This is a genomic window from Streptomyces sp. NPDC048566 (assembly GCF_043199735.1).
Classification (GTDB): domain Bacteria; phylum Actinomycetota; class Actinomycetes; order Streptomycetales; family Streptomycetaceae; genus Streptomyces.
The window spans coordinates 123,642-146,790 of sequence record NZ_JBICWL010000008.1 but is presented as its reverse complement, the minus strand read 5'-3'; the positions used below and the strand labels follow the sequence as shown (position 1 = coordinate 146,790).

Genomic DNA, 23,149 nt, shown 5'->3' with positions numbered 1-23,149 from the left:
CTTCGCGTATCTACAGCCATGTGCAGGCAGATGCCGCCGAAAGCAGCCGTTTGCCAGTGATCACGTTGTAATGGCGTGTTGATCTTGAAGGCCTTCGCGGCAGGTCAGAGGGCCTGCGCCACACCTCCGAACGAAGCTCTGTGGACCATACGTGGACGGGCGCGAGCCCCGGACCGTTCCCAGCCCGGGGCTCGCATTCGCCAGTGGTGCGGTTGATCAGTCTGAGGTGTCGTCCTCCTCCCTCAGTCCCTGCATGATCCGGTCGTTCATCTCCTGCTCCTGGCCGTCGATGCACCTGGCGTAGATCTTCAGAAGGACATCCACCGAATGGCCCGCGCGAGCGGCGACCTCCGGCGCCGGTACACCGGAGTTGAGCCACTGGGAGACTCCCGCGTGACGAAGGTCGTACGGCCGGAAGGCGAGGACCGAGGACACCTGATCCGGGACGAGGGCGAGTTCCCGAGCCTGCTTCCACGCACGCGAGTACGAGGAGGCCGCGATCACGTTGCCCCGCTCACTGGAGAAGAGCCGGCCGTCCTTTGCCGTGCCGAACTCCTTCAGGTGCTCGCGCAGTAGTCGCACCAGCGGAGGTGGAATCGGCACTATGCGCACCTCGCCCTGGGCCCGCTGCTTCAGCCCTCGCCGGTCATGCGCCTCGCCGGAATCGGTCCACGCTTTACCGGCAGAGGGACGGGTCTCCGCCAGCTCAATACGGCCCCAGCCCGACGCCGGAAGCGTGCAGTCGGACCGGCGGAGCCCGAGCGCCTCGCCCGGCCGCATGGCCGCGTAGTACAGACATCCGAAGAAGGCCCGCAGCCGCCGACCGCTTGCCCGCTCGAAGCCGCCCACGTAGGTGAGCGCGGTCAGCAGTTCCCGAGCCTGCCGCGGATTGACCACGACCCGACGGTCGACTTCCTGCACCGCCCGCTTGCCGCGCTTGCGCCGTACCCGGCTCAGCGGGTTGGACGTGAGGTGCTCCAGCTCCACGGCGTATTCGAGCGCGTTGAAGACCACCGCCCGGCGACGCCGATACGTCTGCGTCGCCGCGGGTTTGCCGTCCAGCCGCCGACCCAGTCCGTCGATCAGCTCATGGACACGGGTGATCTCTTGCAGCTCCCCGACCGGAAGCGAGGCCTTCTCGATCCAGCGCACCGCAGAGGCGATCTCTTCCGGCCGCTCCCGGTCCCGGCGCGGCACGGGCAGGACGTACGAGCGGAGAGCGCGACGCAAGGCTTCCGGGGTCGGCCGTCCCCGTCCCGGCTTGATGAGGACGGGAACGACCGTCGCCAGGGCATCGGTCATGCTGTCCCGATGCTTGGCCGATGCCTCCGGCCACCGGGCATCGATGTACCTGATCGCCAGGTCGAGGAATGACAGGGCGGCCTTACCGCCTCGCAGGGAGTCGGGCAGACCCGTCACGGTGTCGAACGGCTCGCCCTTGTCGAGTGCTCGCACGAGCTTGGCCCGGAAACGATCGGCCAGCGCCTTCGTCTTGTGCGACTCGCTGAACGGCTGTCCGTCGACCACCCAGCGCACGAGGTAAGTCGGCTTCTTGGTGGTCTTGTTGACCGACAGTTTCCAGACAGAAGCCTTGTACGACTTCACGAGGCTGCTCCCTCCGCCCGCTCCTCCAACCAGTCGTTGAGCACGTCACGCCGAACCCGCAACTCACCGTTCGGCAGCCGTATGCAGGCCGGGGCGATACGGAGCTCCCGCCAGCGGTAGAAGGTGCGCCGGGAGATGCCGCCGAGCTCTTCGAGCACCTGCCGAACGGTGAGGAGTTCGGCCGACTTCGCACGGGCGTCACGCGCCACGGGAAGCACCGCCCTCCCGTACCGAAGCAGCCAGGAGCGCCGCTTCCGGCGAGTAGCCGCGCCCGGCGTAGCGCCACGCGCCGACCGTGACCGTGGACCGCGAGCTGATACCGAGGGCGGTTCGCTGCTCCTCCGCGCGATGCTCTGCGCGAGCCTGCCGGAGTGCGGTCAGAGTGGTGGAGTAGCGACGCGACTTGCTGGAGAAGTGGCCGCCGTAGCCGAGCATGTGCGCCCAGCGCCTTAAGCCGAGCGGCGCGAAGTCCGGCAGGCCGCCGAGCCACCAGCACGTGCTGATCATGCGGAGCACGTGGGCGCGTACGGGTAACAGGACCAGGTCCCGCGCCCCGTGAATACGACCGTCCACCGCGCCGGCGGTCTCGGCTCCCTTCGTCGCGTACTTGGCGATGTAACCGGCCACGGCCGCCGAAGTCAGCCGCTCCCCCGCCCCGAAAGCGAAGATGGGGCGTACGTCGATCTGCTCCCCGAACCGCAGCACGCGCAGTCCGACGATGTCCCGCCCGGGGGCCAGAAGCCGCACCCTCTCGGTAGCACCGCGGACAGCTGCCAAGAGCAGGGAAGTCGTGGCCCAGCCCGGAGGAGTCGAGTTGGCCCCCTCCGGGCCGTCGAGGCGGATGACGGCATGGAAGTGGACCAGTCCGCGCCGCTGGTACTCGGCGACCTTGGCGTACGACAGTCGGGCGCTCTCGCCGAACTCCCCGCGGGAGAGTCCGGCCGTCCGGGCGATCTCGCGACGCAGCTCCAAGATGAAGCGGTGCCAGAGTCCGCCTGATTGCGCCTGCCAGAGCACAGCTCCGGCGTAGTCGTAGCAGCGCGGGCAGAGAGGTTCTCCGAGCCGCGGGTCGTCGTCCGTGTGCCGTGCGTGGCACCCGGCCGGCGATCCATGCGGGCAGGGCTCACCGGACTTGCGGGGTCGGCAGGCCCCGCACGCGGCCGTCGCGCTCCCGGCGAGTGTGGACCGGGCCGAAGCCTGGAGCGGTGAGCGTCGCGAACACCCTGGGGTGGCCGCCAACTTCCTCTCCCACGCTCTTGCCGCCGACCAGTCCGGCACGGATCAGTTGGTACGTGTCCGCCTGGTAGATGCGGGCGCAGGTCGGGCAGACCGTCGCCCGGCGGTTGCCGCACGCTGTGAGCAGCCGGCCGCCGTAGACGTCCGAGCCGTACGAGAGGAGGGCCTCGCCGGTCGACGAGTCGACGACCGTGGCGGTGCCGACGAGGTGAATCGGGTTGGTGCAACCACCGAGGCGGATGATCTGGCCTCGCCAGGCCTCGAAGCCCGATTCTCCGGCCCTGTCGATCAGCGCGGAGACGTCCTTCGGGAGGGTCAGGGAAGTCGTGGTCATGGACGACCACCCCCGCCGAACGCCTGCCACATGACGGCAGAGATCCCTTGGGGCCGAGTCTTGGCACTGAAGCGAAGCGTCGGATCGTTGAGCCAGAGGGCGGCGGCGTGCGCCGGGCAGAGCCAGCGTTCGAAGCCGTCGAGTCCGACGAGAACGACCTGTTCCCGTCCGACGCAGGTCGGCTGTTCCCTGTCCCTCAGCTCGCATTCGAGCGGAGGGGATTTGCGCGGACGATGCGCGGTGGACAAAGTGAGGGTGCTCCTTTCACTGCTCACGTGGCGGATGGAGTGGGTTCCTGACGGGGTCGGGTTTGGCGACTTGGCGCCCCGTCGGGAGCCCGTTGTGCGGGCGCTGTTCAGCTGAGGCCGTGCGGGATGGGTCAGAAGCGGAGCCCTCCGAGGAAGGCGCCCAGGCCAGCGAGGACCGTGGCCACGAGGGGCGCGGCCATCGTCCGGGCGAGCAGGAAGCCGAAGGCCGAGCAGAGCAGCAGGTCGGCCCAGCGCAGATAGCGGATGCGCAGCAGGAACCAGATGAGCAGTCCGAGCAGCAGCACCGCCGAGACGGACACGAGCACGGTGGACCCCTTTCACTTCGCGTCCAGCAGTTCGGGAAGGTGCGGGGTGAGATGCGCGTACTCGGCCGCGATGGCTTCCGCGTCCGCTTCGGTGATCAGGTGGGATCGGGCGCGTTCCCAGCCGTCGCCGGAGGCCAGCACCGCGGTACCGGCTTGTTCCGGCGTGATCGCCTGCGCTGCCTTGAGCGCGTCCGGGTTGAGGTCACCGAGGGCCATCTCTGCCGTGCCGGGGTCGGCGACGCGGTGGCAGACTCGCCCGCCGAGCTGGGCACGTAGGGCCGTGACTCCGGGCCCCAGGTCGGAGCCGACGCGTTGGCCGGCGACGACGAGGAAGACGCCGAGCGCCGCGCCGAGTTGGGCGAGCCGGATCAGCGCCGTACCGGCCGCGTGCGCTTCGTCCTTCTCGTTCCTGCTCGCGATGAGGAACAGTTCCGCGATCTCGTCGACGATGACGACCACCGGGACCGGCCGTTCCTGCTCCGGGAGGCCCCAGATGTTCCGAACGCGAGCCGCACGGCAGACGGTCATACGATCGAGGGTGAGATCGACCAGCGCGGCCAGGAGCCTGACGGCTTGCTCGCGGTTGGTCGCGAGCGCCGATAACCGCGGTTCGTACAGCGACAGTTCCATGCCGCCCTTGCAGTCGACGCCGACCAGCGCGACGGGTTGCGGAGCCAGGCCCGCCACGAGCGCGTTGATCAGCGTGGATTTCCCGGAACGGGTGGCACCGACGATCAGCCAGTGCGGTATGCGACGCAGGTCGATCACCCAGGCGGCGCCGGTCTCCAGCGCACCGACCGCAACGCGGAGAAGGTTCACGGGCCCACGCTGCTTCGGTATGCGCGGGTACGCCAGCGGGTCAATGACCGAAGCCGCGATCCGGACCGTGCCCGGCTTCTGAGGAGCGACCCGGACGGCGTGCATCCCCCAGGCTTCGGCCATGGCGGGCGCCGCCTTGACGAAGTCGTCGGGCACTTGGCCCGGGAGAAGACGCGCCAGCAGCCAGAAGCCGCCGGAAGTCGGCCGTATGAACCCGAACCGGGGCACCAACGGCTGAGGCGGTGGCGCCCCCTTGCCGACGAGCCCGGACACGACCGTCAGAGCGGGACGGCGGCTCACAGCCAGACCGCAGCCGGCCATCAACGGCCGCCACGTACGGATGACGCGGCAGCATGCGGCCGGGAGCCCGAATAAGAACCACCAGGCAACGGGGTAGCGGCGGTGCAGGGCCGGGCCTGCGAGGAGCAGGCCCGACACCAGCACTTCGGCCACCACGAGGAACGAGCTCGGCCAGGTCGTCCCGGCCGAAGCGGTGGAGGCCAGGTTCATCACTGCGCGGCCCCCTTCCCGGCCGGAGCCGGAGCGCTCAGGGGCCGGATCTCCGCCGCGCGGAAGGCGACGCCGTGCCGGCCGTCGTTCTCCCACGGCGTGGCCACCAGGTCCCGTACGGCCACGGGCATGCCGAGCTGCACGCCGCTGGGCTCACCGGGGACGTTCACAGTCACGACGTCGGCGGACGCCCCCGACATCAGGCACAGGCCGACCTGGTAGATGGTCTTGCCCGTGTCGCGGTCAACGCGGAGCTGACCGGTCTCACGGTTCGCGATCCGCGGAGCGGGGGGCACGGCACAGATGATCCCCGTGAACTTCGCGGTGTCGATCGGAAGGCTTGCCACTTGTCTGGACTCCTCATCCATCGCACCCGAAGGCCGATCCTTCGGGTTGCTAGACAACCCGTACTACGGGTTAGGAATCCAGAGTGACCACCCGTAGTACGGGTTGTCAACCGTCTTGGGATAGGGGACGCTGTTCACCGCAACGCACAAGCCGTCCACGACGGCGCACAGCTGATCGGGAATCACGGCCACGGAGGGCCTACATGCCGCCACAGAACACGCAGCCGAAGTACCGGCAGATCGCCGACTACCTGCGCGAAGGCATCCTGAACGGCACCTACCCGGCCGGCCAGCCGCTCCCCTCCGAGGAGACATTGGCCAAGCAGTTCGGCGTGACGCGCCCCACGGTCCGTCAGGGCCTCACCGAGCTGCGAGCATCCGGTCTCGTCGAGGTCATCATGGGACGGGGCACCTTCGCCCGCTCACCCCAGACCCGCCCCAGCCACACGCGCCCGCGCGGCATCCGCCGCACGCCAGACGGAGGCTACGTCGAGGCCGACGGCATCCGTTGGGCCAATGCGGAACCCCCGGTGGCCACCCGCACCGATGCCCCGCTCGCACTCGCCGACCTGTTGCGCATCCCGCCGGGCGAGCCGATGATCACGTACGACGCGTTGCAGACCGCCGACAACGGCCGTCTCCGCCAACTCCACCGCACGTACGTGCCGTTCTCCGTGCTGATCGACACGAAGTACGAGGAGGAAGCACCCCCGCCGGCCCCGGAGCTCTACGCAGCACTCGCCGACCTGGGCCAGAAACTCCACTTCACTGAGTACATCCGCACCCGCATGCCGCTCCCGGACCAGGCCCAGGCCCTCCGACTCCCCGAAGGTGTCCCACTGCTCCACATCATCCGCGTGACACTCACCGCGGCAGAGAAGCCGCTCGCCCTGGAGGAGTTCCACCTTCCGGGCGACGACTTGGAGCTGTCCTTCAGGCTGTAGCAGACGCCCAGTTGGCTCAGACTTTCTCTACTGATTCAAGCCCCGGCTGCGCTCCGCTCCGCCGGGCGCGCTCCCGGCTCCGCCGCGGGCGGCGCTCCTGCCTTCGGCCCGCTCTGCCCGCGCTGCGCCGACGCGCGCCCACAGCGGGTGGGGCCGGGGGTCATGAGGTGATCACCGCATAACGTCAGCAGGTCAGAACGTGCCTCCGGCGGGGGCGCTCAGGCTCCGAGATGGCGGGGGCGCCGTTCGCGGGTGCCGGCCGAGTTTGGGGTGCTTCCATCCCGTCTGCCGTCGACCCAGGCGGAGCCCAGCAGTCGCGGCCCAGGGCGTCAAGGTCGTTCGTCCGGCAGGGCGCTCCACCTTGACGCCCTGAACCACGCCCGCTCCACGGTGTGTGGGTCGACGGCAGACGGGATGGAAGCTTGGGTGAGTGGTGGGTGGGTGCGAGTGGGATCATCGCGCATGAAAACTAAGAGGGGGAACATGAGCGACAGTCAGGAAGCTCGATGGGGGACGGGGTTCGGGCTCGCGGCCGGAGCGGTCTGGGCCGGTGCCCGCGCGGCGGGTGGAGGCCAACCACCTCTGATTCGGTGGGGCCTTGGCGTAGGGGCAATCTGCTTTCTTATTGGGCTTGTGTGGCCCATCATCGACCGCATTCGGGCAGCCAGGCGAGGCCACAAGATCCCTGTGGTTCGCTCAGCCGAGCAGCAGGAACCTTGACGCCAGGAGGTAAGGGAGCCGGTCAAACCGCCCACTCACGTCTGACATCAGCGGCTGACACCAACAGCGATGTACGGCAGCGATCGGATCCGTACCTCAGCGAACAGGGCCTTTGAGGGCCAGCGGCGTTGAGCGACCTCACCGCTTCACCGTGATTGACCTGATAAGGATGAGGCCACAGCTTCAAAGCTCGCGACTATCCCGGCGTAGGCTGCCCGACTTGCCGACCTCCTGCCGTCGCCAGACGGACCGATGGCCCTTGATACCGTCCCGCCTGTGGAGAATGCGCACTGGTGGCCGAAGACGAGACACCTGCTCGTGGCCTGGCTCATCACGACGCCAGCCCTGTGGGCGGTGGGCAGGCTCACTGGAGAGCACGAGGGCATCGTTTCTTCCGCTGTTCTTGCCGTCTGGGTGACCGCGTGCGGTGAGCTCGCGCCCAAGTGGCGTCGGTACCGCCGATCAAGGAAGCAGGCGCGGAACGCCGCCGCATGATCAAGGTCACGTCGTGTGCCACGGCCGTGCCAGAACGGGCGGGGAACAGCGGGGAGCGGCGGTCACTGGCGTGAGCCGGGAACGAGAACGGCCCCTGACCAAACTTGCTGGTCAGGGGCCAATTCCCGTTAGGGTGGCGGCGCCAGGATTCGAACCTGGGAAGGCGAAGCCGGCAGATTTCAAGACTGTCCGCTTACAGCAGCCAGCGACTCAGTCCGTTCTTGTGGAGCGCTGCCGACGCCCGGAAGCGGATGCGCCCACACTGCTCACGATCTTTCTCCGAAGTGTCCTCGGAGCAGCAACAGTGGGATGCCAGCCGATGAAGATCCTCGGCGTCCAGCCACAGTGGAGCGCGCCCTCTCGCCCTCTCGGCTTCCGGGTCCGTCGGGTTGATCTCGGGCATGGCCGCAGCCTAGCGTGCCACTTCCGTGCCAGAACGGACGGGAACTCACGGGGAACCGAGGGTCCACAGGGTGAACTCGCCGAGCTCTGGACCAGACAGGGAGTCCGCAGGTCACGCATGTGATCTCCCAACCTCGCTCCTAAGACTGTGTCCTATGTGGTGAGGCAAACGAGGCCGCACCTTAGAGGAGCTTTGTGATCAGTTCCACCGTCGTTTGCCATGAGCAAGCAGGTCGGGCGGAGCCGATACCGGCTCCGCCCGACGCGACTTAGGCTGGAGTGCCTCGCAGCACAGTGCTTGTCTCGGTCAGACACGACCATGCGACTGCGCAGCTTGCCACGCTCGCCAGCACACCGATCAGCGTGTCCGGGCTCAAGGCCCCAGTGACAACCACTCTCAGGAACATCACGGCGATGGCGACTTCGCCGAGCCCGAGCAGGATGAGCCAACCGACGCGCAGCGCGCGAGGCGTCCTGTCTCTGACCTGTGCCGAGCCCAGTAGAACGGCTCCGCCCGCCATGGCCAGGACGGCCGCAGCGGCCAGCACCAGGTACAGCACGGTGCCAGAGGTTTGGGGATCGGTGTGGTCGATTTCCGCGGTGTCAGGCACCAGGAAGGTGAACGCGAACTCAAGCAGGGCGACATAGGCGACCTGGCCAAGCAGCAGTACCGGTACGACTCGGCGGTGGAACATGGTCATCATGCGTTACTCCTCACCAAACGGCCACTCTTGATGATCCAGAGCTTGCCCGTTGAGACGTGGCTCTTGCACGAGCTTCGGGTCTTCGTGTACGCCTCGGCCTTGGAGTATCGCGCCTTGTAGTAGCGGCCGATCTCTCGCCCCTTCTTGTTGTTGTTGAGGTCCATCTGCTTGTCGACGCCCCTAGATTCGGACTCGTGGCGGGTGGCTACCTCGTAGGCCGTCTCGTGGTCAACGAAGACCTCCATCAGAGCGTTCCAGTAGCAGTGCCGGAAGGCGTCACCGGTCCCCTGGAAGAGGGTCCTGTCGGGGTAGAGGTTCTGGGCGGCCCTCAGAGCGATACCTGCCTGGTCGCGTGCCTTGGAGCAGTCGTACGGGTTCCAGTAGCAGTAGCTGCGCTCGGCCGGCGTGACCGTGTAGCTGGCGCCGCTCGGGTCGAGCATCACCGGGTACGCGAGGGTCTGGCCAGCCGCTGGGGTGAGGGAGACCTCGACGTCCGATCCGTTCGCCTTCATCGTGACGGGCACCGTGGCGCCCTTGGCGTCGACGGCGACCGGCGCGCTGAGGAAAGTGACCAGGTCACTGTTCGTGTCGGAAATCATCAGCGTGTTGTCGGAGACAGCCGAGATTTCCTGCCCCGTCTGCAGGGCGATCTTGTAGACGAAGGACTTCGGCGCGTTGGCGCTGCGCAGCAGGTGGAAGAGTTCGACTTGGCTGGCACTGCTACGGACGGCGATGGTGTCGGCGTCCGTCTGGGTGTTGGCGTAGATCACCAGACCGGTTTCACTCAGCTCAGCGGCTGCCGAGGACGCCCCCGGGAGGTCGATCAGCGTCTGAGCCGATCCGTCGGCGCTGTTGCCCGTCAGAGTACCGACGGAGGACGACGGCAGCTCCGTCGTGGCCGTCTGGACCGCGGAGTCCTCGGTCTCCGTCTTCTCCGGGTCCTCCTGCTCGACGTAGCCGGCCGGAGTGTCGTCCTCGTCCGGGATCTCCTCATCCAGTTCGTCGGTCTCCTCAAGCCCGTCGGCGGGGTGCAGAAGGTCCGCGAAGTGGGTCTCGGCGATCTCGTTGATGAACGGGACAGTCAGGGTTCCGGTGATGTTGCCGGCCCGGAAGGTGTACTCGGCCCAGTCCGACCAAGTGCCGGCGGCACTCTTGACCCGTGCGGTCAGCGTGTGCGTGCCGCGCGTCGTGGGTGTCAGCGTGAGTGTCGTCTTGCCGGAGGCCAGGGTTGCCGTCTGTGTCGCACCCTCATCGAGGCGGTACTCGGCGGAAGTCGCCTTACCCGCAGGGTCGGTGAGCGTGAACGTTCCTGCGGTGCCCGCGTCTCCGTGCCACAGGCCGTCTGCCGGATACGCCGTCGATGTGACCGTGGGCGCGGCCGGGACGGAAGTGTCCACAGTCAGGTTGCGCCAAGCAGACCAGGTGCTATTCCAGTCCGTGCCGTCGTAGACGTTGACCCGCCACTTGTAGGTACCAGTGGCCAGGGCGGGCGCCGTCCAGCTGCCAGCGGTGCCGGAGGCGACGTAGGCCGAGGTACCGGAGGCGACCTTGGTGGTGCCGGCAGAGTTCCACACCTCGAAACTGAGCCGCACAGTGTTGCCGTCTGCGTCCGTGGCCTTTGCCTGGAGCGTGGGTGTGGTGTCGGCGGTGAAGGTGTCCGAGGCCGGGCTCACCGGACTCGCGGCGCCCGGCTTGGTGTTGTACGTGACCGACAGGGCCGGCTCGGTCGGGCCCTGAGAACCGTCGACGTAGTTGGCCGAGCGGAACCGGCGCCAGCTCTTTGAGTCCTGCTCGTCGACGGCCCGGATCTGCAAGCCGTTGTTGGACTCTCCGTCCGCCCAGGACTGGGCGATGTCCTTGACGTTCCATCGCATGAAGTTGGCCGGGCAGGCCGAGCTGTAGCCGTAGGCTGCCTTGGAGATGACGGAGCCTGTCGTCGTGGTGGCGGGCTGCGCGCCCCATGTCACCGCGCTCGGGTCCCAGCTGCCTGTGATCCGGCGTACCTCGACCCCGGAACCATCGGTGGCGCAGGTGGAGGACCAGTACGAGTGCAGCCGCAGCTCCGCGCTGAGGATGTGCTTGCCGAGGTACTTGGCGACGTCGAACTTGACGTAGGAGCGTGCCTTGGTGGTGCCCCCGTCATAGGTGCCGGCTTTCAGCTCCGTCGAACCCCGCTGTGAATCGGGGTAGTTGGTGGCGACCCAGGTGTCGGTCGAGGCGGCAAGTGTGGTGGTCGGGTCGATGGTGACCGGGTAGACCACTGCCGGGTCGTCGAGGAACTCCTGGCTCGGCTTGAGCACCAGGACCGTGCCGTCCGCCGTCTCCTCGACGGTGGTGGCTATCTCGACGCTCTTCGCCGGATCACCCGAGCGGGCATCGGTGCCCGTGCCCCACATCCGGGGCGAGGGGGCGCTGGCGACGAGTGAGCCAGTAGCGTCTTCAAGCCGCAGATGCCGCTCAGCGGTCTTCTTCAGCTTCATGCCCTTGAGCGTCACCGGAAGCCTAAGTTCCACTGGCTCGGTCGGACGCTCCTTCAGAATCAGCGACTCCGTGAACCCGTGTGGCAGCGCGGTGACATGAAGGTCGCCGTTCGGCACTACAGACCGGTAGACGGCGGTGTCCCCGTCCACGGTCGGGGCCGGCAAGCTACTTTCCCAATCCAGCCCGAACGACCGTGCCCCAGAGGCAACTTGAGCGAAGTCCTCGGCACCGCCGTCGGACAGCTGCACATTGGCAGCAGCGGTCTTCGGTTCGAGCCTACTGCCGGAGTCGACCAGGTCGGTGTTGATCTGGCGCCATTGGCCGTTCTCCTTGACGCGGATCGTCCCCGAGGCGACGTCCGTGGTCATCGTCCCGTCCGGGTTCACCCACGTTGTGGAGTCCTCCGTACGCGCGGACAGCACCTCGACCCGATGACCCTGAAGAACCGCGGCCAGCCTCGCTGCCTGCTCGTTCGGCGCCTCGGTGATCCGCTTGTCCACGCCAGCGGCCGACCGTGATTCGTCAGCCCCGTTCGTTCCATCGTCGGGCAGTGCCACCGCGGCCGACTGGACAGCGAGCGCCAAGCACAGCGTCAGCGAAGTAGTCGTCATGACCGTAAAACGTCTTCGCACTATCCCCCCCTGAAATAGTCAAGCCATCGCCAAAGCTTGGCGATGGCTGCCTGATGGTAGGAGAGATGCGAGTCTCACAGTGCTTTCACATCTTGCGCGAAAGCCACAAAAAGCATCTGACTCACTGTGATGTTGATCATGGTGATGGGTGCGGTTCGAATCACCCGTACCAATGCGAACTACCACCTGACCGTGCTTGCATGTGTAACTCCCTTATGAAATAGGGCAGTTCAATGATGTCGTCGCGGAACGCCTCGGCATAGAGGGAAACCCGTGGGGCGATCTGGTCTGGGCAGACGTCATCGAGCCGACTCCAGAACGCAATTCTTAGTCCCACCGCACCACAAGTGCACCAGATTGAGCGGGGAGTAGCGGGGAATCACGGTGACAACCTTCCTGCCCGGCGCCGCCTCGCCCAGGACGTTCGCCCAGGCCAGCGCCCGAACCAGCTCCAAATGCCCTCAGCTTCCCAAGCTGATGTTCTGCTGTCCGGAGTCCGACATGAGGCCCGCATCCATCCTCGGAGCAGGGTGGTCTGCCGTTCGTCCGGGCTGCGGCGCTGGGGCGCCGGTCCCGGCCGAGCGGCAGACCACAGACGACAAAACTCGCGGACAGAAGGCCCCGCGCATCGTCCAATCGGGAACGGTGACACACAGGGCCGGTTCGGCTGATCGCAGGAATGCTCGGACCGCGACCGGCCGGGGCTTCTCGGGCCGATCCGGTCACGCAGCCGTCGAGGTGCGGCGGGCGCCACCCGCCTCATGCATTGAGGTCTCGGCATGCGTCGGCATCTCTGCCGCGAGGCCCGACACGATCAGTTCCGCCAGCATCATGGCCGCTTCGGGCCGTATGGTGCCGAGTCGTACGAGGCCGTCGCCCGAGACGTTCACGTCGGCAGTGAGGCCGGGGAAGTCCGACTCCAGGCCGAGAGCGGTCAGTTGCGCGGCCAACTCGTCAGCACCGCGTCGAGCCTGCGCCCAGCCCCGGACGTAAGGCACACCAGGCATCAGGCTTTCAGCGCGCTTGGCGACGACTCCCCGTCGGTCGGTCATCACGTCAGCCCTCTCCTTCGCGGTGTTGGGAAGCTCCGTCGCTGCTCTCTTCAAGTCGCCTCAGCCCCGCGGCAAGCGCCAGCCGTAGCAGTTCCGCCAGGCGTTCCGCGGTGGCCGGTGAGACACGGCCCAGCTCGATCAGGCCATGCCCGAAGGCATTCAAGTCGGCTCGCAAGTAGGGGAAGTCCTTCTCCAGGCCGGCACAGAGCAGAGCATCCCGAAGGGCCGTTGCGGCGTTACGCGCGGCGTACCAGTCATCGGTGTCCAGGGGGGACCAGGTGGCAGCGTCATGCCGGTGCGTGGGGTCATCCCGCATCGGCCGAAGACCCCTCGAAGTTGGGGAGGGCGAGTGCAGCCGCAGACGGGTAGCGCTCGCCGTACCGGTCCACACGGATGAGCAGCTCGGTGGAGGCAACCAGCATCGTGGCCAAAGCGACTGGACGCAGCGGGTTGGCGATGGGGCGTCGAGTCGGTGCCCGGAGCCACTGGTAGCGGTCGCCGCTCATAGGCATGGGTCCCGGGACGACTACCACTGAGCCGTGACCGAGATACCGGTACGTGGGGGGCGTGCCATCTTCCTGAGCGAGGTAGTGGACAAAAGTCTCCTGACTCCGCGAGCCGAGCAGGAAGCCGACTCGTCGGGCCTTGTAATCAAGTACCACGGGGCCGAATGGAAGTCCCCGGTGCAGAAGTTGATCGAAGGTCTCCATGCCCAGGCGCTGTTCGACCGTCACCACGTCGAAGAAGCGGCCGGCCGCCAGCGCGTACGGTGCGCGTGGGTCGTCCTCCCAGGTCGCCCGGCAGTCGGCCGGATCGTCGGCCGCCGCAGAGAGCCATTCGACGCCTCTTGTGGTCATCCGCTGCACGTCATCCCACCTCGGTCAGTCTCATTCACGGCCGCAATGCCGCGCTGCCTCCAGACTCACGTTCGCCACCCTGGTCAGGGCAGATGACGAGAGGTGACGGGGGATGACGCGCTACGTGTGGACGCGTCATCCCCCGTCGCGGCTCAATCGCTCCCGATCTGCGCCTACTTAGAGCATCGAGCCATGAACCGCGCGTACATTCGGTCGTACGGCCTCAGAGTCGCGCGCCCCAGTAATCGCACGAGTTCACTCACCGGGAGAGGACGGTTACGTCTTCGATGGAATCGACCAGCGTTCGCTTACGGCAGGCCCGTACGGATCGCGGGTGGAGTCAGCCGCGATTGGTGCGAGAGCTGCGTCACGCTGCGGCGCGCCGTGGCCATCAGCTCCCGGCAGACGCCAGCGTCAAGCGGCGTATTGCCAGCTGGGAGAACGGCCACAGCGTTCCGGACGACTTCTATGGGCCGCTCCTCTGCGAGGCATACGAGCTCAGTGCGGCCGAACTCGCGCTGACCCACGACAGCGGACGGGATGCGTCGCTCCTGGACGTCAGCTATCCGGCGAGCCCCGACGACGCGATCGAAGCAGTGAGCCAACTGTGGCGTGCGGATCTCAATCGGTACGAGCCCCTCTTACAGGCCGAGCCGTCCGAGCCTGCTTGGAACGAAGCGTCCCTCCGATGGTTGGTGGCGCCCGAGCCGGCCATTCCCCGGCAACGCCGGGATGGAATCCGTGTTGGTCTCGGAGACGTGGCCGCCATCAAGACCACGGCGGACATGTTCGCCGAATTGGACGACCGGTTCGGCGGTGACCACGCACGGCATGCGGCGATCCAGTACCTCAGCACCGAAGTCACACCACTCCTGCGCGGTCAGTACACGGAGCAGGTCGGCCGAGCGCTGCTCTCCACCACGGCGGAAGCAACGCTTCTTGCTGGTTGGATGTCGTACGACGCCTGCCGCCACGGCATGGCCCAGCGGTACTTTCTCCAGGCTCTCCGCCTGGCCCAGGACGCCAACGACCGTCGGCTCGCCGGAAGCATTCTGTCGGCCATGAGTCATCAGGCCACTTTCCTCGGTCGCTACACCCAGGCCGCAACGCTCGCCCGCGCGGCTCTCATGGGCATCTCTCCTGTGGCCACGCCCACGCTTCGCGCCCAGTTCCATGCCATGGAAGCCCGCGCGCTTGCACGGACCGGGGACATCCGAGCCTGCGAAGCCGCCCTGAGTGCCGCCACGAAAGCGCTGGAGAGCCGGAACTCCGACGACGAACCCGAATGGATCAGCTACTTCGACGAGGCCGAGCTCGCCGCGGAGGCCGCTCACTGCTTCCGTGATGTCAACAGCGCCCGGCAAGCCGTCGCCCATGCCGAGAACGCGATGAGCGGTAGCCACGTGCGGAGCGACTTCTTCGCGACCATGGTTCTCGCCGATGCTCACCTATGGGCCGGAGACGTCGAGGAGGCTTGTCGCGTTGCGGTCGATGCACTCGACCTGGGCGAGCAGCTCAAGTCGGCACGGTGCGTTAGCTACCTTGCCGAGTTTCGGCAGAACCTCGCAGGGGCCGGCGACAGCGCGTACGTCCAAGCGTTCACTGAGCAGGTCACAGAGCACAGGCTGTGGATAGCCTCAGGCGTTCACGCCGATGTCTGAGGGGGCCTCGCGGGATCAGAACGGGCCCCACTCGTCTCGGCCCTCCCCGGTGCGGAGAGAGTGCACTCGTCGAGCGAATTCGGCGGCAGACCGCTCACTCGTCGCGACTTGGTGGCCGAGCCAGGCGACCATCATCAGCTCACGTAGGTCAGCGAGCGTTTCGTAGCCCGGCCAGTTCATCAGGTCGAAGCCGTACCGGTGCACGAACTCGGCGTACTCCGCCTTTGTATGCCAGCCGTACCGGTCGTAGAAGATCGCCGTCTGAATGAGGTCCCACTCACGAGGTGCAAGGGCGAAGCCGTCCAGGTCGATCAACACCGCGCGCCCGTCCCGATGGCGGAGGATGTTCCCGATACTGGCGTCACCGTGGATCATGCCGAAGGGAAGTACGAAGTCCAGCCGGTCGTAATCCTTGGCAAGCCTCGCCGCTCGCTCCTCCAGGAACGTTCGGTCCTCCCCAGGGATGTCGTCGAGCCCTTCGAGCGACGTCTCCAGCTTGGCCAGTGGGTCGAAGTACGGCAGGCCCAGAAACTCAGGCTCTTCGAGCCAGTGCAAGCGGCGCACGAGGTCGGCCAGCTCACCGACCGTCGCGTACTCCTCGGTCTCCTGGACACTCTCCCAGAAGGTGACCACCAGGCCACCGACGACGATCGGTTGAGCGATGGACGCCGGCACACGCGTGGCCGGAAAGTCCTGCTCCTCAAGCCACCGGGCCACCCCCACAGCCCGGGCCATCTCCGCTTCAACCGCCGGATCACGCGCGATGCGGACGATGACCGGTAACGACGTTAGGCGATAGACCGCGTTCGATCCGAGCCGCAGCAACTCGGCGCCGCGGTAGTCGAGTCCGGCAGTCGCGCATGCCTCCCGGAGGACAGGCTCCAGGCCCTCCGCCGTGAACTCCGCACCGTCGCTGCCCGTTCCCTCGCCGCTACCCGAGATCATGCTTCGACGATACGGCCCGCACCAACCGCCCGACAGGCCACCCACGTAATAGGGGCGTGATGACCTTGCTCGACACTCGCCCGATCGGAGCCTCAGCCGCAGGTCAGGGCAGCAATGACCCTGCGGTCTCACCTGGGCTCCGGAGCCGTGTGCGCAGGTTCGAATCCTGCCGGGGGCACCCCTTATGAGGTGCCCAAAGACCCCGTCACCAGCGGAAACGCTGAGGCCGGGGTCTTCGCGTATGTGCAGGCGGGTGCAGCCGCGCCGCCCTTGTCGGCCCCGCGTCCGAGGTCCGGCAGCTACAGCCCTGAGTGTTGCTGCTGACTGGTCCCGATCGGGCCGTGTTCGGCTGCGGAATCCAGAACATCGCGCACTGGTCCGCGTACCTCGAAGTTCCCAGCACCATCACGTAGTCGGTCTCGGCGGCTGTACCGGCAATCCGGATCCGGACTGGCGCTGGCCGAGCCCCAGCCGGCGTGACCCCGGAACTGTGGCTTCCATCACGGCGGATGTGATCTTGGGCTGATGGGATCGCCGGGTGCTCGGTTTCCTCCTTCGTCTCCTGCCGTTCCGGGTTCGTGAGCCTCTGCTCATCCTGGTCGGATCCGTCTTCGGCGTACGCATCATGTATCTCGCCGTCCGCGACCACGACCGGGTGCCCGCGGTCATCGGCGCGGTGTTCCTCGTGGCCACCGCCCTACGGGTGCACATGGTGGTCCGTACGCTGCGCGCACGCCGGCGGACGCGCAGGGGCGGGTCCGTGGGCGGAGACCTGGTGGGCGGCGCCGACGCTCCGACCGATGGGAAGACCACGGCCCGGGCTCCTGTGCCGGCCGGGGTCGCTGCGCCGCCCGTGCCGGAGCGTACGGAGAAGCAGCACCGTCCGTGGCTCCAGGCGGGCGCGGCCCTGGCCCTGTTCGGGGCGCTGGCGGCCAGCGTGTGGCTGGCACCGCGCGTCACGTCGTCCCAGGGCGGCGTCCCGGAGGCCGCGTCCTGCGCGGACGGGGAACACGAGGAGCTTCCTCGGGTCTACCGGGGCGCGGACAAGCCCGTGACCGGCGTGGAACTCTGCGAGGCGCTCAACCGGCCGGGCCTGGCCGGGTTTCTGGGGACTCCCGGGGAGACGGCGACCACGGTGTCCAGTTCGAACGGCACCGCCCCGCTGACCGGCGGGAGGGTCGCCCGGCCGGAGGCCGAGGTCGCGTTCGACACGTACACCATCAACGTCTCCGTCACCTACGACGACCTGTCGACGGCCCAGTACGTGAAGTTGACGGAGTTCGGAGGGGAGACGAGCGTCAGGACGCTCACCGTGCTCGGGCGGCCCGCCGTCCTCTCCTCGGATCACACCATGAAGCTGGAGATCGACCTCGGGTCCGGCGGATCGGGCGGGCCGGTCGGGGAGGGGCCCCCGGCCCGGACCCTGACCGTGGCTCTGGACCATGAGGACCGCGGCGGATACTGCGACATCACCGTGTGGAGTGCGACCGGTGCCCTGCCGGACGACGGCGCACTGCTCGACATCGCCGCGAAGGTCCTTCCGAGGATTCCCGAACGGCCGGCCCGTCCCGCCTGAGGTCCGCGCTCGCGTGGCAGTCGCTCCGCGTTCCCCCCTGCCGAATGCGTACTGACCGTACTGACAGCACTGCTCGGACTGACCGCACTGCCCGCGCAGCCAGTAGAGCCCGTGCTCCCCGTACTGCACGTCGCTGGCGCCGGCGGCCGGGGCCCCGGGGGCACGCTGTCCGAGACGCCTGCCGATCGCGTGCCGGTCGCGTGCCGGTCACCACCGACCGGCCACAGACCGACTACCGATCGGCTGCCGACCTCGCCGTCGCGTCCTGACCTGCGGGTGTGTGTCTTCGGAGTCCCTGCCGGCTGCGTCCGTTCACCGTGACGGACTTCCCCGCCAGGCGTACGGTGCCCGACCCGTCTGCCGCGGTCGGCCGGAGGCCGGGGACGAGGTCTCCGTCCGTCTCCGCTTCCCTTCCGCCGGCCCCGCACCGGTCGACCCGCTCAACCGGAACGTCACACCCCGAGGTGTGCCAAGGGTAAGGATCGGTATCGAACGGCAACCCTGGAGGGGTTGCGCCCGTCTAGCACGGCATGAAGATCTCGTTCTTGATCCACAACGCATACGGGATAGGGGGCACGATCAGCACCACCTTCAACCTGGCCGCGGCGCTGGCGGAGCGGCACAGTGTGGAGGTCGTCTCGGTGCTGCGGACCCGGGAGCGTCCCAGCCTTCTGCTGGACCACCGGGTGTCGCTGCGGGCGCTGGTCGATCTGCGGGAGGAGAAGGACCACCCGCTGCACGGTCGGCCCGCGCAGGTGTTTCCGGTGTCCGAGCGGCGGTACGGGCAGTACAGCGAGCTGACCGATCAGCGGATCGAGGCGTACCTGGAGAAGGCCGACGCGGATGTGGTCGTGGGGACGCGGCCGGGGCTGAACGTGCATCTCGCGCTCCAGGCGCCGGAGCGGATCGTCCGGATCGGGCAGGAGCACCTCACGCTCGACAGTCACGCGCCGGCGTTGCGGACGGTCCTGCGCGGTGCGTACCGGCGGCTCGACGCCCTCACCACGGTCACCGCCGCGGACGCGGCCTCCTACGGGGCCAAGATGCATCTGCCGGGAGTGCGCGTCGAGGTCCTGCCGAACAGTGTTCCGGACCCCGAACTTCCGCCCGCCGACGGGACGTCGAAGGTGGTGGTCGCGGCCGGGCGGCTGGTCCGGGTGAAGCGGTACGACCTGCTGATCGCGGCGTTCGCCCGGGTGGTCGCTGAACGACCGGACTGGCAGTTGCGTATCTACGGCAAGGGTCAGGAACACGCCCGGCTGCGGCAGGTCGTCACCGACCTCGGGCTCGGCAACAACGTGTTCCTCATGGGGGCGGTGTCCCACATGGGAGGGGAATGGGTGAAGGGGTCCATCGGCGCCGGCGCCTCAAGTTTCGAGGCGTTCGGCATGACCCTCGTCGAAGCGATGCGCAACGGACTGCCCGTGGTGAGCACCGACTGCCCGCACGGTCCGGGCGAGATCGTCCGCGACGGCGTGGACGGGCGGCTGGTCCCGGTGGGAGACGAGAAGGCCCTGGCCGCGGCTCTGCTGGAGCTGATCAACGACGACGACGCACGGCTGCGGATGGGGCGTGCCGCCCGGGAGAACTCCCGGAGGTTCGCGCCCGGGCCGGTGGTCGAGCAGGCCGAGCGGTTCCTCTCCGAGGTGGTGGCGGCCAAGCGCGCCGGACTCCCCGCCGAACCGCGCCGCCCGGGGATGCGCCGGAGCCTCGTGGCCCGGCGCCACGCGCTCCGCGACGCCTACGCGGCCAGGAAGAACGACGGCGGGAACCACGACCACGACCGGAACAGCAGCGCGGGGAACGACCGGAGCCGGAGGGCAGAGGGATGAGCATGTCGATCGAGCCGGAGCCCCGTGCCGGGTGCACGGTGGACGCCGAGGGGCGGATCACCTTCGGGGTGCGGATACCGTCGGCCTCCCACCCCCGCCTGCTCCTCCGACCGCGGCCGCGGAAGGGCGAGGCGGAGGTGGAGCAGGCCCCCCGCGTCCTCGACCTGGAGCCGTGCGAGGACGGCCGGTTCACGGGTGTCCTGGAGGACGGGCCGGCGCTCGGCGAGGGCCGTTGGGACGTCTATCTGCTCGACGAGCCCGACGGCGAGCCGCAGCGGTTGCGGCCGGGTCCGCGGGACCTGAGGACACTCGTCGACGGGGGCGCCCGCGACCGTTCCTCGCCCGTCGCCGTGCGCGTCCCGTACGTCACCAAGTCCGGTTACCTGTCGGTCCGTTCGTGGCTGCGGACCGCGCATGCCGAGACCGACCGGATCGTGCTCCCGGGCGACGGGACGATCGTCGTCACGGGTCGTCTGCACGGAGCCTGCTTCGGCCCCGGAGCCGTGGTGCGGATGCGTCTGCGCGGCACCGGCACGACCCGGGAGGCCGGGCTCCGGGTCGAGAGCGACGGGCGGAGCTTCCGATTCCGTGTCGGGTGCGGGGAGTTGGCGGGCGCCGGTGCCGGCGTCTGGGACCTGTGGATACGACCGGCCGGCACGGCGTCGGCCGTACGGGTCGGCCGGCTGCTGGACGACGTGGCGGACCGGAAGGAGGTCTTCGTGTACCCCTCCAGCACCGTCGGCGGCTGCGCGGTGCGGCCGTACTACACGCTGGACAACGACCTCTCCGTAACCGTGTCGGAGCCCGGGGAGCGGCCGGAGTCCCGGGCCGCCTGACGCCGTCGCGGTACGAACGCCGTCGCGGTGGCGGCCGGCGCCGTACCGGAGTCCGGCAACCCCGCTCCGTGCGCCGCGGGCATCGACCGCGGGCCTGTCCCCGGCGACGGGCATCGACCGCGGGCCCGTCGCCGGGGACGGGCCCGCGGTCGGGCACCGCCGGCCTCGCAGTCGCGGCCCGCTGCACGATCGGCCCCGGGACCCGCACGTCGCCCCCAGGACCCGCGCCTCGGCCCCGGCATCCGCAGGTCGCCCCAGCGACCGCATGTCGCCCCCCCCGGAGCGCCCATCAAGATCAGTGACCGATCGGCGAGAAGCCCGGCGGGAGAGCTTCGCGGTTCGGTTCCGGATCAATCCCGGGCCGGTCGCAGATCACTGCTGGATCATTTATGGATCGCCCCATGTCCGGTGAGGTGGTCCGCGTCGCCGGCCGGGCCATAAAACGTGAGGCGCACGTCACTTTCAACATATGCCAGGGGCATTTTTTATAAAGCCATTCCATGCCGGGTCGATCGTACGCCGGAGGCGACGAAGGAGGCTCCCACCTGCGGCGAGCCGAGTTCCCCTGCTTTTCCGTCCGGAATGGAGGATCTCGACCGCGCTGTTCCGGCGGACCGGAAAGCAAGCGCCCGCTTTCGTGACCTTCCGCACAAATGGGAGGGGTAGACCTAGGCAAATTAGGACTTTTCGTCGACAGTTGTGGCGGGAATTCTCCCCAGCCCCACAGCGAAGGCAGCGAATCCATGCGCAATTCCTCCGACGTTCCCGTGCAGCCCCACGCCGTCACCGTCGCCGAACTCGTTCCGGGTGATCTCCTCGCCCTGTCCGAAAGCGATGTGGCGCGGGACGAGTGGTACGTGGTGATGCACACGCTTCCCGAGACGCCGCACACGATCCGGGTGACCCTGCGCCCGCCGCTGGGCGGCCGGGACCACGACCGGGTCTTCGACCGGGGGCACCGGGTCACCGTGGCGTGCCGGCGGATGGACGTGGCCCGCGTCCCCGAGATCGCCTCGGCCGATCTCGACGGCGTGGAGTTCCGCGACGGCGACCGGGTCACCTCGCTGCGCGTCGTCGATCCCGCCGCGGTCGAGGTGTCGTACACCCGGCGCTGGGGCCGCTGGCAGCGGGACCTGGAGGACCGCGGCGAGGAGCCGGTCTCGGACACCGGGCTGCGGGAGTTGGCCGCGCGGGACGTCGAGGCCGGCCACGTGGTCCGGCACGTCCCGCGCCCGCGGCGCACCGTCTCCGACGGCGCCGGCCCGCGGCGGGTGGTCGTCACCGGGGTCGGCGCCCTGACACCGCTCGGCGTCGGGGCGGGCGAGCTGTGGCAGGGCCTGCTCGACGGGCGGTGCGGGATAGCGGAGCTGGCGGGCGAGGAGTTCGCCGAGCTGCCGGTGCGGGTCGCGGGCAGCGTGCCCGTCGACCCCGCCACGCTGCTGCCGAGGCCCCAGGCCCGGCGGATGAACCGGGCCGCCCAGTTCGCGGTGCTGGCCGCGCGCGAGGCATGGCGGGACGGCGGGTTCGACGAGGCGGGGACCACCGAGAGCGGGCTCGACCCCGAGCGGGTCGGAGTCAGCGTCGGCGCCATCCTCGGGGACGCCTCCGTGCTCGTCGGCGGGGACCGCGCGCTGCGGGACAAGGGGCCTCGCGCCGTCTCTCCCTTGACCACGCCGATGACCGTGCCCTCGCAGGCCGCCTCCCAGGTGTCGCTGGCGCTGCACATCACGGGTGAGGCGCGGACCGTGACCAGCGCGTGCGCCTCCGGGACCGAGGCGATCGGGCAGGCCGTCGACCGCATCCGCCACGGACGGGTCGACGTCGCGCTCGCCGGTGGCGCGGAGGCGGTCGTCACCCCGGCGATCATGGCCTCGTTCGCCGCGCTGCGCGCGCTGTCCCAGCACGAGCCGGGGCCGGTCAGTCCGTCCCGGCCGTTCGCCAAGGACCGCGACGGGTTCGTCAACGGCGAGGGCGCGGGCTTCCTGCTGCTGGAGTCCGAGGAGCACGCGCGGGCCCGCGGCGCGCGGATCTACTGCGAGGCGGCCGGCTGGGGTCTGTCCGCCGACGCCCACCACATGGCCGCGCCGGACCCGACCGGCGACGGGGTCGCGCTCGCGCTGCGGCGGGCCGTACGCGACGCGGGCGGGCACGCCGTCGACGTCGTCCACGTCAACGCGCACGCCACCGCCACCACCGAGGGCGACCTCGCCGAGGCGACCGCGCTGCGCGCGGTGCTGGGCGAGGACGTGCCGGTGACCGCGCTCAAGGGGCACCTCGGGCATCTGCAGGGCGCGGCGGGCGGAGTGGAGGCGGTCGCCACGGTCCTGACGCTGCATCACGGGCTCATCCCGCCGACCATCGGCTGCCGGGAGCAGGACGAGGCGATCGGGCTGGACGTGGTGACCGAGGGGCCGCGGCCCCTTCCCTCGCGAGGCGACCTCGCCCTGAGCAACTCGTTCGGTTTCGGCGGCCACAACGCGGTGCTCGCCCTGCGCCGCACGGCCTGAGGAGGCCACGTTCCCCGCGCGGAGGCGATCGCGCGGGGAGCCGGGCGGCCGAGCCGCCGGACGGGCGCCACCTCGCGCTG

17 protein-coding genes, 1 tRNA gene and 1 pseudogene are annotated in these 23,149 nt (G+C 68.7%); 6 read left to right on the top strand and 13 right to left on the bottom strand.

What is annotated here, in order from left to right:
• Positions 1 to 216: 216 nt before the first annotated feature.
• The 6 genes and pseudogenes from ACGFS9_RS15975 to ACGFS9_RS15950 form a co-directional block, all read right to left on the bottom strand.
• Entirely contained in the window at positions 217 to 1,605 is a 1,389-nt protein-coding gene (locus ACGFS9_RS15975) for a tyrosine-type recombinase/integrase (protein WP_393253664.1), read from the bottom strand.
• Complete coding sequence (locus ACGFS9_RS15970) at positions 1,602 to 1,814, bottom strand: helix-turn-helix transcriptional regulator (protein ID WP_393253662.1); 213 nt, start codon at positions 1,812 to 1,814, stop codon at positions 1,602 to 1,604. Before ACGFS9_RS15970 ends, ACGFS9_RS15975 begins: the two co-directional genes overlap by 4 nt.
• Positions 1,804 to 3,175, bottom strand: a pseudogene (locus ACGFS9_RS15965) (replication initiator). The gene ACGFS9_RS15970 and the pseudogene ACGFS9_RS15965 overlap by 11 nt, the downstream one beginning before the upstream one ends.
• Positions 3,176 to 3,554: 379 nt before the next feature.
• Positions 3,555 to 3,749 (bottom strand): hypothetical protein, encoded by a 195-nt coding sequence (locus ACGFS9_RS15960; protein WP_150216197.1) that lies wholly within the window; start codon positions 3,747 to 3,749, stop codon positions 3,555 to 3,557.
• Positions 3,750 to 3,761: 12 nt separating this feature from the next.
• The gene (locus ACGFS9_RS15955; protein WP_393253661.1) at positions 3,762 to 5,078 is read right to left on the bottom strand and encodes an FtsK/SpoIIIE domain-containing protein; all 1,317 of its coding nucleotides are present in this window, start codon (positions 5,076 to 5,078) and stop codon (positions 3,762 to 3,764) included.
• Positions 5,078 to 5,425 carry a hypothetical protein gene (locus ACGFS9_RS15950; RefSeq protein WP_393253660.1) on the bottom strand — a complete coding sequence of 116 codons (348 nt, stop codon included), beginning with the start codon at positions 5,423 to 5,425 and terminating at the stop codon, positions 5,078 to 5,080. Before ACGFS9_RS15950 ends, ACGFS9_RS15955 begins: the two co-directional genes overlap by 1 nt.
• Before the next feature lie 203 nt (positions 5,426 to 5,628).
• On the opposite strand from ACGFS9_RS15950, the gene ACGFS9_RS15945 reads away from it, so the two are divergent.
• A complete protein-coding gene (locus tag ACGFS9_RS15945) occupies positions 5,629 to 6,369 on the top strand; it encodes a GntR family transcriptional regulator (protein ID WP_393253659.1) in 741 nt (246 codons plus the stop codon).
• A 1,349-nt stretch (positions 6,370 to 7,718) separates the two neighbouring features.
• Here the strand turns inward: ACGFS9_RS15945 and ACGFS9_RS15940 are convergent.
• The 6 genes from ACGFS9_RS15940 to ACGFS9_RS15915 all read right to left on the bottom strand — a co-directional run bounded on the left by ACGFS9_RS15940 (position 7,719) and on the right by ACGFS9_RS15915 (position 13,712).
• A tRNA-Ser gene (locus ACGFS9_RS15940) sits at positions 7,719 to 7,788 on the bottom strand.
• A 467-nt stretch (positions 7,789 to 8,255) separates the two neighbouring features.
• Positions 8,256 to 8,690 carry a hypothetical protein gene (locus ACGFS9_RS15935; RefSeq protein WP_393253657.1) on the bottom strand — a complete coding sequence of 145 codons (435 nt, stop codon included), beginning with the start codon at positions 8,688 to 8,690 and terminating at the stop codon, positions 8,256 to 8,258.
• Positions 8,687 to 11,170 carry a DNRLRE domain-containing protein gene (locus ACGFS9_RS15930; RefSeq protein WP_393253656.1) on the bottom strand — a complete coding sequence of 828 codons (2,484 nt, stop codon included), beginning with the start codon at positions 11,168 to 11,170 and terminating at the stop codon, positions 8,687 to 8,689. The genes ACGFS9_RS15935 and ACGFS9_RS15930 overlap by 4 nt, the downstream gene beginning before the upstream one ends.
• Before the next feature lie 1,355 nt (positions 11,171 to 12,525).
• Positions 12,526 to 12,855 carry a hypothetical protein gene (locus ACGFS9_RS15925; protein WP_393253793.1) on the bottom strand — a complete coding sequence of 110 codons (330 nt, stop codon included), beginning with the start codon at positions 12,853 to 12,855 and terminating at the stop codon, positions 12,526 to 12,528.
• A 4-nt stretch (positions 12,856 to 12,859) separates the two neighbouring features.
• Positions 12,860 to 13,171 carry a hypothetical protein gene (locus tag ACGFS9_RS15920; RefSeq protein WP_393253654.1) on the bottom strand — a complete coding sequence of 104 codons (312 nt, stop codon included), beginning with the start codon at positions 13,169 to 13,171 and terminating at the stop codon, positions 12,860 to 12,862.
• Positions 13,161 to 13,712: a bifunctional DNA primase/polymerase gene (locus tag ACGFS9_RS15915; protein WP_393253791.1), complete on the bottom strand. Its 552-nt coding sequence runs from the start codon at positions 13,710 to 13,712 to the stop codon at positions 13,161 to 13,163. Before ACGFS9_RS15915 ends, ACGFS9_RS15920 begins: the two co-directional genes overlap by 11 nt.
• 287 nt (positions 13,713 to 13,999) lie before the next feature.
• On the opposite strand from ACGFS9_RS15915, the gene ACGFS9_RS15910 reads away from it, so the two are divergent.
• A complete protein-coding gene (locus ACGFS9_RS15910) occupies positions 14,000 to 15,373 on the top strand; it encodes a hypothetical protein (protein ID WP_393253652.1) in 1,374 nt (457 codons plus the stop codon).
• A 15-nt stretch (positions 15,374 to 15,388) separates the two neighbouring features.
• On the opposite strand, the gene ACGFS9_RS15905 is transcribed toward ACGFS9_RS15910, so the two are convergent.
• On the bottom strand, positions 15,389 to 16,318 hold the full coding sequence (locus ACGFS9_RS15905; protein WP_393253651.1) for a phosphotransferase family protein: 930 nt from the start codon (positions 16,316 to 16,318) through the stop codon (positions 15,389 to 15,391).
• Between the two features lie 538 nt (positions 16,319 to 16,856).
• On the opposite strand from ACGFS9_RS15905, the gene ACGFS9_RS15900 reads away from it, so the two are divergent.
• The 4 genes from ACGFS9_RS15900 (at position 16,857) to ACGFS9_RS15885 (ending at position 23,069) form a co-directional block, all read left to right on the top strand.
• Positions 16,857 to 17,894 (top strand): DUF6215 domain-containing protein, encoded by a 1,038-nt coding sequence (locus tag ACGFS9_RS15900; protein ID WP_393253649.1) that lies wholly within the window; start codon positions 16,857 to 16,859, stop codon positions 17,892 to 17,894.
• 530 nt (positions 17,895 to 18,424) lie between these two features.
• Positions 18,425 to 19,726: a glycosyltransferase family 4 protein gene (locus ACGFS9_RS15895; RefSeq protein WP_393253648.1), complete on the top strand. Its 1,302-nt coding sequence runs from the start codon at positions 18,425 to 18,427 to the stop codon at positions 19,724 to 19,726.
• A 2-nt stretch (positions 19,727 to 19,728) separates the two neighbouring features.
• A complete protein-coding gene (locus tag ACGFS9_RS15890; RefSeq protein ID WP_393253647.1) occupies positions 19,729 to 20,562 on the top strand; it encodes a transferase in 834 nt (277 codons plus the stop codon).
• Between the two features lie 743 nt (positions 20,563 to 21,305).
• Complete coding sequence (locus ACGFS9_RS15885) at positions 21,306 to 23,069, top strand: beta-ketoacyl-[acyl-carrier-protein] synthase family protein (protein ID WP_393253645.1); 1,764 nt, start codon at positions 21,306 to 21,308, stop codon at positions 23,067 to 23,069.
• Positions 23,070 to 23,149: the final 80 nt, after the last annotated feature.